This window comes from Paraplanobispora takensis, from assembly GCF_016863195.1.
GTDB lineage: Bacteria > Actinomycetota > Actinomycetes > Streptosporangiales > Streptosporangiaceae > Planobispora > Planobispora takensis.
The window spans coordinates 166687-183219 of sequence record NZ_BOOK01000030.1 but is presented as its reverse complement, the minus strand read 5'-3'; the positions used below and the strand labels follow the sequence as shown (position 1 = coordinate 183219).

The following is a 16533-nucleotide window of genomic DNA, read 5'->3' as shown; positions in this document are numbered from 1 at the left end:
TGACGGGAGATGGCCATGGGTCTGATCGAGCGCAAAGAGGAACTGACCTCCCTGGAGGAGCTCCTGGCCAACGCGGTCATGGGGCGGGGGAGGATCGCTCTGGTCGGTGGTGCGGTCGCCGTCGGCAAGAGCACGCTGCTGCGCTCGATCGCCGAGCAGGCCATCGAGCTGGGCGCCCTGGCCGTCGCGGCGACGGGATCACGCGTGGAGCGCGATCTGCCGCTGGGCGTGATGCGCCAGCTGATCCAGGACGCGCCGCTGGTGACGACGGTGCGCGACCGGGCGCTGGCGCTGCTGGAGGAGGGCGCGCGCGCCGTGTCGGTGATGGACGGGGAGGCCGAGCGCCAGATCGACGCCCAGGTCGTGCACGCACTGTGCAGCGTCCTGCTGGACCTGGCGGAGCGCTATCCCCTGGTGATCGTCGTCGACGACGTGCACCACGCCGACCGCGCCTCGCTGCTGTGCCTGGTGTACCTGGCCCGGCGGGTCAGGAACGCGCGGATCATGCTCGTGTTCGGCCACGCCGACCGGGGTCGCTACACCGACGCCTACTTCCAGACCGACCTGCTGCGCCAGCCCCACTGCCGCCGCATCCGGCTGGCGCCGCTGTCGCGCACCGGAGTGGCGGCGCTGGTGGTCGCCAGGGCGGGCGTCGAGGTCACCGAGCGTCTCGCCGACAGGTGGTACGCCCTCAGCGGCGGCAACCCCCTGCTGGCCGGCGCCCTGGCCGACGACCACGAGGACTTCGTCCGCGCCGCGGGTGAGCGGCCCGCCGACGTCGTCGTCGGCGAGCAGTTCGGCCAGGCCGTGCTGTCGTGCCTGCAGCGCGGCCGGTCCAGGACCGCGCTGGTGGCGCGCGGCCTGGCGATCCTCGGGGAGTCGGAGGGCCTGGACCGGTTGCTGGACCTGCCCGCGATCGACATCAGCGGGGAGCTGCTCTCCCTCGGCGCCGCCGGGCTGCTGGCCTCGGGCCGCTACCGCCACGAGGCGGTCAGGGAGATCGTTCTGGCCGGGATGGACGTCCGGGACCGCAGGGAGCTGCACCGCCGCGCGGCCGAGCTGGTCTACGCCAGGGGCCTGACGCCGTCGGTGATCGCCGAGCACCTCCTCAACGCCGACACGGTCGAGGCGTCCTGGGTCGTCCCGGTCCTGGAGGAGGCCGCCAGGAACGCCCTGCGCGACGGGCACGTGGAGTCGGCGGTGGCGTACCTGCGCCGCGCCTGGAGCGAGTGCGCGGACGAGACCCACCGCTCGAAGATCATGACGATGCTGGTGCGGGCCGAGTGGCGCATCAATCCGGCCGCGCCCGAGGGGCACCTGTCCGAGCTCGCCGAGGCGATGAACCGGGGGAGCCTGCGCGGCGGCGACGCCGTCGTGCTGGCGCGGGCCCTGCTGTGGCACGGCCGCTTCGACGACGCGCGCGACGTGCTGGAGCAGCTCAACGGGGCGGCGGAGGCCGTCGACCAGGAGACGACCGCCGAGCTCGTCGTGGCCCGGCTGTGGCTGCGGGCCACCTACCCGCCCTTCCTCAACCACCTGCGGCGCACGACGGGGGAGTGGGGGCTGGCGAACATGGTCTCGGTGGCCGTCAGCCAGCGCCTGGAGTCGACGCTGGCCCTGGCCGAGGTGCTGACCCGCGGGCCGCGCGAGGGGAGCATGAGCACCGTCGAGCGGATCCTGGAGGACTCCCGTCTCGACGAGATGACGCTGGACACCGTGGAGAACGCGCTGCTGGCGCTCACCTACGCCGGACGCTGCGACCGGGCCGCCCCCTGGTGCGACCTGTTCGCCGTGGAGGCCTCCTCGCGGCAGGCGCCGAGCCGGCAGGCCCGCCTGGCGGCCATCCGCGCCGAGATCGCGATCCGCCAGGGCGACATGCCCGCCGCCGAGCACCACGCGCGCCTCGCGCTCGACAGCATCCCGATGAGCAGCTGGGGGGTGGCCATCGGCGGGCCGCTGAGCAGCCTGATCCTCGCGCTGACGGCGATGGGCAAGTACGACGCGGTGCGCGAGCACCTCGACCGGCCGGTCCCCGAGGCCATGTTCCAGACCCGGTACGGCCTGCACTATCTGCACGCGCGGGGCCGTTACGGCCTGGCGACGGAGTACTTCGCGCTGGCGCTGCGCGACTTCCAGCGCTGCGGCGAGCTGATGGTCGCCTGGAACCTCGACACGCCGGGGCTGATCCCCTGGCGGGCCGACGCGGGCGAGGCGTGCCTGCGGATGGGGGAGACGGAGGAGGCCCGGCAGCTGATCCAGGCGCATCTGGACCTGTGCGGTCCCGACGCCCGCCGGGGCAAGGGCATCGCCCTGCGGCTGCTGGCCGCCACCTCCGAACCGGCGCGCCGTCCGGCGCTGCTGCGCCAGGCCACCGAGTACCTGCAGATGGCCGGGGACAAGTACGAGCTGGCCCGGGCGCTGCTCGACCTCGTCGAGGTCTACGACTCCCTCGGCGAGTACCGCCGTGCCCGGACGATCGCCGGGCGGGCCCAGGCGGTGGCCAGGGAGTGCCGGGCCGAGCCGATGATCGGCGCGCTGGCCCGGGCGGACGGCACGGGGACGGCCTCCTCCCCGCTGTCCGGCGAGCTGATCGGCGTGCTGAGCGACGCCGAGCGCCGGGTCGCGGTCCTGGCCGCGGCCGGTTACACCAATCGCGAGATCGCGGCCAAGCTGTACATCACGATCAGCACCGTCGAGCAGCACCTGACCCGCACCTACCGCAAGCTCAACATCAGCCAGCGGGCCGACCTGCCGCTGGTGCTGGAGTTCGGCGACCAGGCCTCCATCTGACCGTAGGGCGGGCGCGCCCGATATCCGGGCCGCCGCCCCGCGGACCGGGGCCGTGCCGCGTTTCTCTTCGAGTGCTGTGCCGGACCGGCCCAGCTGCAATTCCGGATATCCCCGCATTTTGCGAAAAGTCGATCCCTCCTCTCCGACGCATCCTTATGAAGGCGAACGACCGGGCGATTTCCCGTGACCGTCGGCCGTTCCGGCCGGGTCCCTCCGCGCCCGGCGGGACGGGCGCCCGCACGCATGGCTGCCGGACGATGAGGAGGGCACAATGTCAACGCTTCCCGGAGCGATCCGCAGGCTCGTGCTGGCGCCGTCCCTGAAGGACGTGACATTCGGGGCGCGCGGTTTCCCCGCCGCCCCCTCGGCGGAGGTGCGGCGGCTGGAGGCGATCCCGCAGGCGGTCGTGTGCGGCTTCGAGTGGGGCATCGACGGGCGGGACCTGTGGGAGGTCGAGCGCAGGCTCAGCATGGTCGACGTCGAGTTGCGCGGCTTCGCCTACGAGGGCGCGACCATGGCCTTCACGGTCCTCGACGCCATGGGAGGCGGGCGCGGGCACCGTACCCGCGACCTGATGGCGGGACCGGGCCGGCCGCACATCTTCCTGACCTACATCGGCATCGGCTTCGCCATGGCGCGCCTGCCCAGGGTGCTGTGGAAGAAGGCGGTCCCCGAGATGGACGGGGTGCCCTACCACCCGACGATGAGCTGGCTGGCGGTCGACGGCTACGGCTTCGACCGCGCCTACTTCGACACCCGCACCTGGGTCGACGGGCAGAAGGTGCCCCGGCCCTACCCGTGGGACGGGGCCCCGGACTACTTCCCGCGCGCGGTGGACCAGGGCGTGGGCCGCGCCCTGTGGTTCATCCACGGCGCGCAGGTGCAGGACGTCGCGGCGGCCGTGCGCCGCTTCGCCTCCCACCGCCGGGCGGACCTGTGGAGCGGCGTGGGCCTGGCCGCGGCGTTCGCCGGCGGCTGCGACGCCGGGGCGCTGGCCGCGCTGCGCGGGCAGGCCGGCGAGCACGGGGCCGAGCTGGCCCAGGGCGCTGTGTTCGCGGTCAAGGCGCGCGACCACGCGGGGTTCGTGCCGCCGCACACCGAGGCGGCCACGGCCGTGCTCACCGGGCTGTCGGTGGCCGACGCCGTCGCCCTGGCCGACGACACCGCCGTCGACCCGCGCACCCCGGGCCGGGTCCCGCCGTACGAGCTGTGGCGCCGGCGCGTGCGCGAGCGTTTCACCGCGACCGCCGACCGCATTTCGAGATAACCATTCCCCCTCGCTGTCGCCGCGTTTACGGAGCGGCGGCGGCGGAGCATTGCCGGAAACGCTTGGAAACAAATGCCGAAGGATTCCCCGGTGAGCATTCCCAGAGTGGACCGAGCGCGGTTCCGTATGGATACATTCGTATTGGATTTCCCCCCGCATCAGGGGTTCCCGGAGGGGTGAAGAGGCAATTGACTAATTCTCTGCGTGTATTGAGAAGGCGAATTCTCACACCTGACGTATCTGAAACGAAACTTGAGAACCGCGGTTTCCACGTGAAGAACGAGGAGTCCCGGGCGCTGCTGGAGGAGATCGGCGCGACTTTCCTGCGCGGGTACGCCTTCGCGGCGGAGGCGAGGACGCCGGCGGAGGCGGAGGAGCGCCTGGAGCGGGTTCCCGAGCGCTTTCGCGGGTTCGCCTACGAGGGCGCGGGAATGGGCTTCGCGGTGCTCGACGGGCTGCCGTTCGGCGGCGGCCGCAAGGTCGGGGACTTCCTCGCCGGGCGCGGGGACGCCCACATCTACATGGTCTACGTCGGGATCGGCTGGGCGATGGCCCGGCTGCCGCGTTTCCGCTGGCCCAGGAGCACCGCGCTCGACCCGCTGCTGCTGTGGCTGGCGCACGACGGCTACGGATTCCACCAGGCCTACTTCCACACCGACCGGTACGTGAACCGGCAGTACCGGGACCCGCACTTCCCGTGGCCCGCGGGTGAGGACCGGCACTACGCCAACCGGGCGATCGACCAGGGCATCGGGCGGGCCCTGTGGTTCATCGGCGGCACCGACGTCGAGCGGGTGACCTCGATGGCCGGGAAGTTCCCCCGCTCGCGCCGCGCCGACCTGTTCAGCGGCATCGGGCTGGCCGCCACCTACGCGGGCGGCGGCGCCGAGGACGAGCTGGTGGAGCTGCGCGAGCGCGCCGGGCCGTACCGCCCCCAGCTCGCGCAGGGCAGCGCGTTCGCGGCCGAGGCCCGCATCCGCGCCGGCCTGCTGGTGCCGCACAACGAGGTGGCCACCCGGATCCTGTGCGGGACCGATCCCGAGCAGGCGGCGCGGATCTGTCTCGACACCCGGCCCTCGGGGCCCGTGCGCGGTGGGATGCCCGCCTACGAGATGTGGCGGCAGCGCATCGCAGACCAGTTCGTATCTCTTGGAGGTGTAAGGCCGTGACCACGACAGCTGGCTGGTTGCGCCGGCAACTGGCGGGAATCCTCGCCCTGGCGCTGATGGTGACCGCGTTCCTGGTGGGCCGCCCCTATCTCGCCTCGGCCGCCGAGAAACAGGACGTGGCCGGGCGGTACGCCTTCGCGTCGCACAGCGTCGCGTTGCCGGGCGGGTTCCCGCTGCAGACGATCCGCAAGGTCAACAAGGACTACAAGAAGATCGACGCCTGGATCTCCTCGGTCGGCGCCGCGATCGCGATGGACGACCTGGACGGCGACGGCCTGGCCAACGACCTGTGCACCGTCGACACCCGGACCGACCAGACCGTGGTGACCCCCACCCCCGGTGAGCGCGCGGGCCGCTACCAGCCCTTCGCGCTGAGCTCGGGGAACCTGCCCATGGGCAAGGCCATGGCCCCCATGGGCTGCGTGCCGGGCGACTTCAACGAGGACGGCCGGACCGACCTGCTGGTCTACCTGTGGGGCCGCTCACCCATCCTGCACCTGCAGAAGGCCGGGGCGACCGCGCTGTCGGCCGACGCCTTCCAGGCCACCGAGCTGGTGCCCGCCTCCCCGGGCTCCTCCTACTCCGGGCCGATCTGGAACACCAACGTGGCCACCGTCGCCGACTTCGACGGGGACGGCCACTCCGACATCTTCATCGGCAACTACTTCCCCGACGGCTCGCGCGTCCTGGACGACACCGTCAGCGGCGGCGTGGAGATGAACGACTCCATGTCCCGGGGCTTCAACGGCGGGCGCAACTACTTCTTCCGCTGGACCGGCGGGACCGGGGGCGCGCAGCCCGCGGCGAGCTTCCAGCGGGTCGACGACGTGCTGGAGGAGGAGGTCTCCACCGGCTGGGAGCTGGGCGCCACCTCCCTCGACCTGGACGGCGACCGGCTGCCCGAGCTGTTCCTGAACAACGACTTCGGCCCCGACCGCCTGCTGCACAACCGCTCCACGCCGGGCAAGCTGAAGTTCGCCCAGGCCGAGGGCGCCCGCACGCCGTTCACCCCCAAGTCCAAGACGATCATGCACGACTCGTTCAAGGGCATGGGCTCCGACGCCGGCGACTTCAACGGCGACGGCCTCTACGACTTCTTCGTCAGCAACATCACCACGCCCTACGGCATCCAGGAGAGCAACTTCCAGTTCGTCTCCACCGCCAAGGACAAGACCGACCTGCGCACGCAGCTGAGCCAGGGCAAGGCGCCCTGGGAGGACCGCAGCGCCCAGCTGGGCACCGCCTGGTCGGGCTGGGGCTGGGACGTCAAGATCGCCGACTTCGACAACAGCGGCTCCCCGGCGATCGCTCAGGCCACCGGGTTCGTCAAGGGCAGCGTCAACCGGTGGGCGCAGCTGCAGGAGCTGGCCACCGCCAACGACGGCGTCGTGCACAGCCCGCTGTCGTGGCCGGTCGTCAACGCCGGCAGCGACATCGCCGGCGGCCAGACCCTCGCCTTCTTCGCCAAGACCGCCGACGGGCGCTACGCCAACGTCTCCGAGGAACTCGGCCTGGCCGTACCGGTGCCCACCCGGGGCATCGCGACCGGTGACGCCGACGGCGACGGGCTGCTCGACTTCGCCGTCGCCCGGCAGTTCGACGTGCCGGTCTTCTACCGCAACACCAGCCCGTCCCGGGGCGCCTTCCTGGGACTGCGGCTGACCCACGAGTCCGCGGGCTCCTCCGGTGACTCCTCCGCAGGACTCCCCGCGGCCGGCACACCGGTCATCGGCGCGCAGGCGACGGTGACCACCGCCGACGGGCGCACCTTCGTCGGGCGCGTCGACGGCGGCAGCGGCCACTCGGGCAAGCGCTCCAAGGAGATCCACATCGGCCTCGGCGAGAACGTCACCGGGCCGCTGCGGGTCCACCTGACCTGGCGGGACCTGACCGGACAGCCCCGCGAGCAGGATCTTCAGCTCACGCCGGGCTGGCACCGGCTGCAGCTCGGCTCACAAGCGAAGGAGAAGTGACGGCATGGCAGAGAAAACGATCAGTCCGCCGCGCCACGACCAGAAGGTCATCACGGCCCTGCGCCGGTTCGCCATCTCGATCACGGTCTTCAACATCCTCGGCTACACGGTCCTGGGATTCGAGCAGGGGTGGGCCTGGCCGTTCATCGCCCTGGCCACCGGCTACACCACGGAGATCCTGCTGGAGACCGTCGGGGCGCGCTCGGAGGGGCGCACGGCCCGCTATCGCGGCAACGGCTTCCGCGGCCTGGTGGAGTTCCTCTACCCGGCGCACATCACCAGCATCGCGATGAACATGCTGATCTACGTCAACGACCAGATCCTGGTGATGATGTTCGGCGTCATCGTCGCGGTCGGCACCAAGTGGGTGCTGCGGGCACCGGTCCGCGGCCGGCTGCGCCACTTCATGAACCCCTCCAACTTCGGCATCGCGATCATCCTCGTGCTGTTCCCCTGGGCCAGCATCGCCCCGCCGTACCACTTCAGTGAGAACGTCACCAACCCGATCGACTGGCTCATCCCCGTGGTGATCATCGTCTTCGGCACCATGCTCAACGCCAAGCTCACCAACCGGATGTGGCTGATCGGCGCCTGGGTGGGCGGCTTCGCCCTGCAGGCGGTGGTCCGCGGCCTGATCATCGACGACATCTCCATCCTCGGCGGACTGTCGATGATGACCGGCATCGCGTTCGTCCTCTTCACCAACTACATGATCACCGACCCGGGGACGACCCCGTCCAAGCCGCTGTCGCAGGTCGCCTTCGGCGGCGGGGTGGCGCTGGTGTACGGCGTCCTGCTCGGCATGAACATCCCCTACGGGATCTTCTTCGCCACCGCGATCGTCTGCCTGATCCGCGGCGGGTTCCTGTGGTCCCTGCACATCGTGGCCAAGGCCCGCGAGCAGGAGGCGGCGCGGGTCACCGCCGCGGCCTCCGAGGCGCTCGCACCCGTGGAGAAAGCGGTCGCGAAGGTATGACCAGGATCGCCATCGTCGGCATGGCCTGCCGCTACCCGGACGCCACCTCGCCCCGGGAGCTGTGGGAGAACGCGGTCGCCGGCCGCCGCGCCTTCCGCCGCCTGCCAGACGTCCGCATGAGGCTGGAGGACTACTGGGATCCCGACCCGGCCACCCCCGACCGCTTCTACGCGCGCACCGCCGCGGTCATCGAGGGCTACGAGTTCGACCGGATCGCCTACCGGATCGCCGGAAGCACCTACCGCTCGACCGACCTGACCCACTGGCTCGCGCTCGACATGGCGGGCCGGGCGCTGGAGGACGCGGGCTTCCCGGGGGCCGAGGGCCTGCCCAGGGACCGCACCGGAGTGGTCGTGGGCAACACCCTCACCGGTGAGTTCACCAGGGCGAACGTGCTCCGGCTGCGCTGGCCGTACGTCCGGCGCACGCTCGCCGCCGCGCTCAGGGAACAGGGCTGGGACGACGACAGGCTGGCGAGCTTCCTGTCCGACTACGAGGCCGCCTACAAGAGCCCGTTCCCGGCCATCGACGAGGACACCCTCGCCGGCGGCCTGTCCAACACCATCGCCGGGCGGATCTGCAACCACTTCGACCTCAACGGGGGCGGCTACACCGTCGACGGGGCCTGCTCCTCGTCGCTGCTGTCGGTGGTGACCGCCGCCAAGGCGCTGACCGACGGCGACCTCGACGTCGCCGTCGCCGGCGGGGTGGACCTGTCCATCGACCCCTTCGAGATCGTCGGCTTCGCCAAGACCGGGGCGCTGGCCAAGAGCGACTTCCGGCTCTACGACCGGCACTCCAACGGCTTCTGGCCGGGCGAGGGCTGCGGCATGATCGTGCTGATGCGCGAGCAGGACGCGGTGGCGGCCGGGCACCGGATCTACGCCACCGTGGCCGGATGGGGCATCTCCTCCGACGGCAGGGGCGGCATCACCCGGCCCGAGGTCAGCGGCTACCAGCTGGCGCTGAAGCGGGCCTACGACAAGGCGGGCTTCGGCATCGGCACCGTCGCCCTGTTCGAGGGCCACGGCACCGGCACGGCCCTGGGCGACGCCACCGAGCTCAAGGCGCTGTCCGGCGCCAGGGCCGAGGCGGACCCCGGGGCGGCGCCCGCGGCCGTCGGCTCGATCAAGGGGATGATCGGGCACGCCAAGGCGGCGGCCGGGGTGGCCGGGCTGATCAAGGCGGCGATGGCCGTGCACGAGCAGGTGCTGCCGCCGACCATCGGCTGCGTCGAGCCGCACCAGGTGCTGACCGAGGAGTCGGCGGCGCTGCGCGTGCTGCGCAAGGCCGAGCCGTGGCCCGCCGACGCGCCGCTGCGCGCCGGCGTCACCGCCATGGGCTTCGGCGGCATCAACACCCACGTCGTACTGGAGAACACCGCCTCCCGGCGGCGGCCCCCGTCCACCCGCACCCGGGCGCTGGCCGCCTCGCTGCAGGACGCGGAGCTGCTGCTGGTCGACGGGGCCTCGCCGCAGGCGCTGCGCGAGCGGCTGACCCGGCTGGCCGACTTCGTGACCGCGATCTCCTACTCCCAGCTCTCGGACCTGGCCGCCACGCTCCAGCGCGAGCTGCGCGACCTGCCCTACCGCGCCGCCGTCGTGGTGTCCTCCCCCGAGGACGCCGAACGGCAGCTGCGGCGGGTGCTGTCGGCCCTGGAGTCGGGGGAGGAGAGCCTGTTCACCCCCGACGGCAAGGCCTTCGCCGGTCACGCGGCCGGGCGGGCCAGGGTCGGCTTCCTGTTCCCCGGCCAGGGGTCGGGGCGCGGCACCGGCGGCGGCGCGCTGCGCCGGCGCTTCGCCGACGTCGAGGAGGTCTACGCCAGGGCGGCGCTGCCGGCCGGCGGGGACATGGTGGCCACCGCGGTCGCCCAGCCCCGCATCGTCACCGACTCCATGGCCGGGCTGCGGGCGCTGTCCCTGCTCGGCATCGAGGCCGACGTGGCGGTCGGCCACAGCCTGGGCGAGCTGTCGGCGCTGCACTGGGCCGGCGCCATGGAGGAGGAGGACCTCCTGCGGGTGGCGACCAAGCGCGGCCGGGCCATGACCGAGCACAGCCAGTCGGGCACGATGGCCGGCGTCCGCGCGGAGCCCGGCACCGTGACCGGCCTGATCGGCGACCTGCCGGTGGTGATCGCCGGCTACAACGGTCCCAGCCAGACCGTCGTGGCCGGGCCCGTCGAGGCCGTGGAGGAGGTCGGGCGCGCGGCGGCCCGGGCCGGGCTGACCTGGACCAGGCTGCCGGTCTCCCACGCCTTCCACTCGCCGCTGGTGGCACCGGCCGCCGAGGCGCTGGCCGAGGCGCTGGCCGAGGAGCGGTTCGGCCCGATCGCGGGGCGGGTGGTCTCCACGGTCACCGGGGCGGCGCTGCCGCCCGGCACCGACATCCCGCGACTGCTGCACCGGCAGATCACCGCCCCCGTGCTCTTCACCCAGGCGGTGGAGCTGGCGGCCGAGGGCATGGACCTGCTCGTCGAGGTCGGCCCCGGGCGGGTGCTCAGCGGGCTGGCGGCCGAGGCGACCCGGGTCCCCGCGGTCGCCCTGGACACCGACGGCGAGTCGCTGGCCGGGCTGCTGCGGGTGGCCGGAGCCGCCTACGTCGTGGGCGTCCCCGTCGCGCACGACGAGCTGTTCCACGGCCGGCTGGTCCGGCCGCTGGAGGTCGGCCAGGAGTTCACCTTCTTCGCCAGCCCCGCCGAGCAGGCCCCGGACGTGAAGGTCGCGCAGGCGGCCCGCACGCCCGGCGGCCCGGCGGCCGGTTCCCCCGTGCCGGCCGCCGGGCCGGTCTCCGCGGCGGAGACCGGGGGGACGACGCCGCAGGAGGCGCAGGTGGGGTCGACCATTGACCTGCTGCGCCACCTGGCGGCCGAGCGCGCGGAGCTGCCCCTGGAGATGGTGACCGAGGACAGCCGGCCGCTCGACGAGCTGCACCTGAGCTCGGTCACCGTGATGCACATCATCGACCAGGCGACCCAGCGGCTGGGCGTGCCCGCGGGACAGGCGCCCACCAACCTGGCCACGGCGAGCCTGCGGGAGCTGGGCGAGGCGCTGGACCGGCTGGCCACCGAGCCGCGGGAGCCGGCGGCCGCGGGCGTGGCCCCGGCCGCCGACTGGGTCAGGGCCTTCACCGTCGACCTCGACATCAGGCCGTTGCCCGCACGGGCGGCGGCGCAGGAGAGCGGGCGCTGGCAGGTCTTCGCGGCGCCAGGGTCCCCGATCGCCGAGCCGTTGCGCGAGGCCCTCGAAGCAGGGAAGGTCGGTTCCGGTGTGCTGGTGTGCCTACCCCCCGACTGCGCGCAGGAGGACGTCGAGCAGGCGCTGCTCGGCGCCAAGGCCGCCATGGCGGGCGGGCCGGGCACCCGGTTCGTCCTGGTCCAGCACGGCCGGGGCGCGGCGGGCCTGGCCAAGACCCTCCACCTGGAGGACCCCCGGTTGCGCACCACCGTCGTGCACGTACCGCCGGTACCCGAGGCGGTCGGCTGGGTGACGGCCGAGGTCGCGGCCACCACCGGCTTCGCCGAGGCCCACTACGACGCCGACGGGGTACGGCGGGTCCCGGTGATGCGCGCGATGCCGGTACGGCCCGCGCGCACCGAGCAGCCGCTGGGCGCCGAGGACGTCCTGCTGGTCACCGGCGGCGGCAAGGGCATCACCGCCGAGTGCGCCATCGCGGTGGCCGCCGACAGCGGCGCCCGGCTGGCCGTACTGGGCCGCTCCGATCCGGCCGGTGACGAGGAGCTCGCCGAGAACCTGCGGCGCATGACCGGCTCCGGCCTGAGGGTGCACTACGCGCGGGCCGACGTCACCGACGCCGAGCAGGTGCGCCGCGCCGTCGCCGAGGTCGAGCGCGAGCTCGGACCGGTGACCGCGGTGCTGCACGGCGCCGGGCGCAACGAGCCCGCGGGCCTGGCGAGCCTGGACATGGACGCCTTCCGGCGCACCTTCGCCCCCAAGGTCGACGGCCTGCGCCACGTGCTGGAGGCGGTACGGCCCGGCGGGCTGCGCCTGCTGGTGACCTTCGGCAGCATCATCGGCCGGGCGGGCCTGCACGGCGAGGCGCACTACGCCACGGCCAACGAGTGGCTGGCCGACCTCACCGCCGAGGCGGCCGGACGGCACCCGGACTGCCGCGGCATCTGCATGGAGTGGTCGGTCTGGTCCGACGTCGGCATGGGCGAGCGGCTGTCGGTCGTGGACCGGCTGGTCGAGCAGGGCATCACGCCGATCCCCGCGGAGCGGGGCGTGGAGATCATGCGACGCCTGGTCGCCGATCCGCAGACGCCCGGCGTCGTGGTGATCAGCGGGCGCACCGAGGGCATCGGCACCGTCGCCCGCGACCTGCCGGAGCTGCCGCTGCTGCGCTTCGTCGGCAAGCCGCTGGTGCGCTATCACGGCGTGGAGCTGGTCTCGGAGGTCGAGGTCAACGCCGGCACCGACCTCTATCTCCCCGACCACTTCCTGGACGGCAACCTGCTGTTCCCCGCGGTGTTCGGCATGGAGGCGATGGCCCAGGTCGCCCTGGCGACCACGGGACGGGACACCGTGCCGGTCATCGAGGAGGCCCGGTTCCTGCGCCCGATCATCGTGCCGCCGGACGGCAGCACCACGCTGCGCGTCGCCGCGACCGTCACCGACGACGACGACACGCTGGCGGTGACGATCCGCAGCGCGGAGACCGGATTCGACGTGGACCACTTCCGGGCCCGGCTGCGCCTGACCGGCCGGACGGCGCCCGCCGGCCCGCCCGAGCAGGCCGAGGGGCTGCCCCCGGTCCGGCTGGACCCGGCCACCGAGATGTACGGCGAGGTGCTCTTCCAGGGCAAGCGGTTCCAGCGGCTGGGCCGCTACCATCGGGCGGCGGCGCGCCACGTCGACGCCGAGGTGACGGCGCTGGAGACCGGCGACTGGTTCGCCGCGTTCCTCCCCGGTGACCTGCTCCTGGGCGATCCCGGCATGCGCGACGCGCTGATGCACGGCAACCAGGTCTGCGTGCCGGACGCCACGCTGCTGCCCACCGGGGTCGACCGGATCCATCCCGGCGGTCCCGGCCTCGCCGCGGTCGGCGGGCTGCGTTACTGCGCCGCCGAGCGCGAGCGCGACGGCGACGCCTACGTCTACGACATCGCCGTGCGCACGCCGGACGGCGAGGTCGTCGAACGCTGGGAGGGCCTGCGCCTGCAGGCCGTGCGCAAGAAGGACGGCCGCGGTCCCTGGACGGCGCCGCTGCTGGGCCCCTACCTGGAGCGGACGCTGGAGGACCTGACCGGGCAGCGGATCGCGGTCGCCGTCGAGCCGCACCAGCCGGACGACCCGCAGGACGAGCGGGCGTACACCGCCGCGGGCCTCGGCCGGGCGCTCGGCCGTGCGGTCGAGGTCGGGTACGGCCCCGCCGGCCCGGCCGGGGCCGGGCACGGCTCCGGCGGCGTACCGAGGATCGAGGGCGGGCCGGAGGTCTCGGCCGCCCACGTGCCCGGGATGACGCTGTGCGTCGCGGCCCCGGGCCCCGTGGGATGCGCCGTCGCGCCGGTCGTCATCCGGCCGGAGCAGGAGCACCGGGACCTGCTGGGCGCATACGCGCCGCTGGCCGGGCAGGTCGCCGCGCAGACGGGCGAGAGTCCCGACACCGCGGGTGCGCGGGTCCTGGCCGCCGCCGAGTGCCTGGAGGCGGCCGGCCTGCCGCCGGACACCCCGCTCACCCCGCTCACCCCGCTCCCGGGCGGAGGCGGCGCGTGGACGGTCTTCGGCGCGCAGGACCTGCGGATCGCGACACTGGCCACGTCCGTGCGGGGCGTCGAGCACCCCGTCGTCGTGGCGGTTCTCACCGAAGGGCGGTCATAGACCATGAGCAAGTACTTCGAGTATCTCCACACCGTCGGGTTCGAAGAGACGAACATCGTCGGCAACGTCTACTACGTCAACTATCTGCGGTGGCAGGGACGCTGCAGGGAGATGTTCCTGAAGGAGCGGGCCCCCGAGGTGCTCGCCGACCTCCAGGACGACCTGAAGCTCTTCACCCTCAAGGTCGAGTGCGAGTTCTTCGCCGAGATCACGGCCTTCGACGAGCTGTCCATCCGGATGCGCCTGAGCGAACTCGCGCAGACCCAGATCGAGTTCAGCTTCGACTACGTCCGGCTGGACGCGGGCGGGAGCGAGACGCTCATCGCCCGCGGCAAGCAGCGGGTGGCCTGCATGCGCGGGCCGAACACCCGCACCTCACCCGCCAGGGTTCCCGAACCGCTGGTCAGGGCGCTCGAACCGTACGCGTCGTAGGCGCGGATCAGGAGGACAGCGTGCAACTCCATCCATCAACCGCATCCCTGGAGACGACGAACGTCAGGACCCTGGAGACGACGGACGCCAGGACCCTGCGCGACGCGTTCGGGACCTTCGCCACCGGTGTCACCGTGGTGACGACGGGCGGCTCCGTGCCGCACGCCATGACCGCCAACTCCTTCACCTCGGTCTCGCTCGACCCGCCGCTGCTGCTGGTGTGCATCGGCAAGGGCGCGGTGATGCACCAGCACCTGGGCACCAAGGACTTCTTCGGTGTCTCGGTGCTGGCGGCGCACCAGGAGAAGACGGCCCGGCACTTCGCCAACCGCTACCGGCCGCTCGGCGCGGCGCAGTTCGAGGAGGTCGACTGGCTGCCCGGCGACCTCACCGCGGTGCCGCTCATCGCCGACGCCGTCACCGGGTTCGAATGCCAGGTGTGGCGCTCCTACGACGGGGGCGACCACACGATCTTCATCGGCAGGGTGCTCTCGGTCTACCAGCGGGAGGCCGGCGGTCTGGTGGTCTACCGGGGACGGTTCCAGGGGATCACCTCGGAGCTGAGCGCGGTCACGGCATGAGCGTCACGGGCACACGAGCCGCGGCGGTCACGCCGGTGCCCACGGGCGGCACCCGCGCGGTGCCGCCCGGCCCGCCCCGTACGGCGGCGCCGAGTCTGTTCAGGCAGCTGGTGACCGACCGGATCGGGCTGCTGTCGTCGGCCGCGGCGCGGTACGGCGACGCGGTCCGCATCTCCATCGGGCCCAAGACCATCTACCTGTTCAACCACCCCGACCACGCCAAGCACGTGCTGGCCGACAACAGCTCCGGCTACCACAAGGGCATCGGCCTGGCCCAGGCGCGGCGCGTCATCGGCGACGGGCTGCTGACCAGCGAGGGCGAGGTGTGGCGCCGCCAGCGCAGGGCGGTCCAGCCGATGTTCCAGAACAAGCGGATCGCCCATCAGGACGCCGCCGTCGCCGCGGAGGCGGCGCGGCTGGTGGAGCGGCTGCGCGCGCACGCGGGCGGGGCGCCGGTCGACATGGCCGAGGAGATGACCGGGCTCACCCTGGGCGTGCTCGGCCGTACCCTGCTCGACGCCGATCTCGGGGCCTTCACCTCGATCGGGCACTCCTTCGAGGGCGTGCAGGACCAGGCGATGTTCGAGATGGTGTCCCTGAGCATGGTGCCGCTGTGGCTCCCGCTCCCGCTGCACCTGCGCTTCCGCCGGGCGCGCCGGGAGCTGTACCGGGTCGCCGACCGCCTCGTGCTCGACCGGGCCGGGCGCCCCGGCGGCGACGATCTGCTGTCCCTCCTGATCGATTCGGCCCGGCGGCGGCCCGGCGGCGCCCGCGCCGCCCGGCGGCGGCTGCGCGAGGAGCTGGTGACCGTACTGCTGGCCGGGCACGAGACGACGGCCAGCACGCTCTCGTGGGCCTTCCACCTGCTCGACCGCCATCCCCAGGTGCGCGAGCGGCTGCGCGAGGAGGCCGTGAGCGTGCTGGGCGAGCGGCCGCCGGTCTATGAGGACCTCCACCGGCTCAGGTACACGGCGATGGTGGTGGAGGAGGTCATGCGCCTGTACCCGCCGGTGTGGGCGCTGACCCGGGTGGCGCAGCGGGACGACGAGGTGGGCGGCTACCACGTGCCGGCGGGCGCCGACGTGATGATCAGCCCGTACACGCTGCACCGGCATCCGGACTTCTGGGAGGATCCCGAGCGGTTCGACCCGGAGCGCTTCGACCCCGGCCGCCCCTCGGGCCGGCCCCGGTACGCCTACATCCCGTTCGGTGCCGGCCCGCGCTTCTGCGTCGGCAACCACCTGGGGATGATGGAGGCGACGTTCGTGCTGGCCATGGTCGTGCGCGAGCTGCGGCTGACCGGGCTGCCCGGCCGCCCCGCGGTCCCCGAGGCGATGTTGTCGCTGCGTGTCAAGGGAGGGCTGCCGATGACCGTCGGCCTCGCCTGAGACCCGGCCCGCCGCAACGGCGCGGCGGGCCGCAGGGGGTCACGGCGGGGTGGCGTGGAAGAAAGCGAGCCGCGGGCGGTGGCGTGGTCACCGCCCGCGGCTCGTCGTGTCCGGCCCCGC

General features: G+C 73.0%; 9 protein-coding genes. All 9 read left to right on the top strand.

What is annotated here, in order from left to right:
* Positions 1–15: 15 nt before the first annotated feature.
* The 9 genes from Pta02_RS20600 (at position 16) to Pta02_RS20560 (ending at position 16413) form a co-directional block, all read left to right on the top strand.
* Complete coding sequence (locus Pta02_RS20600) at positions 16–2790, top strand: helix-turn-helix transcriptional regulator (protein WP_203876507.1); 2775 nt, start codon at positions 16–18, stop codon at positions 2788–2790.
* 271 nt (positions 2791–3061) lie between these two features.
* Positions 3062–4057, top strand: a complete 996-nt coding sequence (locus Pta02_RS20595; RefSeq protein ID WP_203876506.1) for a DUF1702 family protein — start codon at positions 3062–3064, stop codon at positions 4055–4057.
* A 176-nt stretch (positions 4058–4233) separates the two neighbouring features.
* Positions 4234–5226, top strand: a complete 993-nt coding sequence (locus Pta02_RS20590) for a DUF1702 family protein (protein ID WP_239131039.1) — start codon at positions 4234–4236, stop codon at positions 5224–5226.
* Positions 5223–7199 carry a CRTAC1 family protein gene (locus Pta02_RS20585; protein ID WP_203876505.1) on the top strand — a complete coding sequence of 659 codons (1977 nt, stop codon included), beginning with the start codon at positions 5223–5225 and terminating at the stop codon, positions 7197–7199. The genes Pta02_RS20590 and Pta02_RS20585 overlap by 4 nt, the downstream gene beginning before the upstream one ends.
* 4 nt (positions 7200–7203) lie before the next feature.
* On the top strand, positions 7204–8175 hold the full coding sequence (locus Pta02_RS20580; RefSeq protein ID WP_203876504.1) for an enediyne biosynthesis protein: 972 nt from the start codon (positions 7204–7206) through the stop codon (positions 8173–8175).
* The gene (locus Pta02_RS20575) at positions 8172–14012 is read left to right on the top strand and encodes a type I polyketide synthase (RefSeq protein ID WP_203876503.1); all 5841 of its coding nucleotides are present in this window, start codon (positions 8172–8174) and stop codon (positions 14010–14012) included. The genes Pta02_RS20580 and Pta02_RS20575 overlap by 4 nt, the downstream gene beginning before the upstream one ends.
* A 3-nt stretch (positions 14013–14015) precedes the next feature.
* On the top strand, positions 14016–14444 hold the full coding sequence (locus tag Pta02_RS20570; protein WP_203876502.1) for an acyl-CoA thioesterase: 429 nt from the start codon (positions 14016–14018) through the stop codon (positions 14442–14444).
* A 20-nt stretch (positions 14445–14464) separates the two neighbouring features.
* Positions 14465–15025 carry a flavin reductase family protein gene (locus Pta02_RS20565; RefSeq protein WP_239131037.1) on the top strand — a complete coding sequence of 187 codons (561 nt, stop codon included), beginning with the start codon at positions 14465–14467 and terminating at the stop codon, positions 15023–15025.
* Positions 15022–16413 (top strand): cytochrome P450, encoded by a 1392-nt coding sequence (locus Pta02_RS20560; protein WP_203876501.1) that lies wholly within the window; start codon positions 15022–15024, stop codon positions 16411–16413. The genes Pta02_RS20565 and Pta02_RS20560 overlap by 4 nt, the downstream gene beginning before the upstream one ends.
* The last annotated feature ends 120 nt before the right edge of the window (positions 16414–16533 follow it).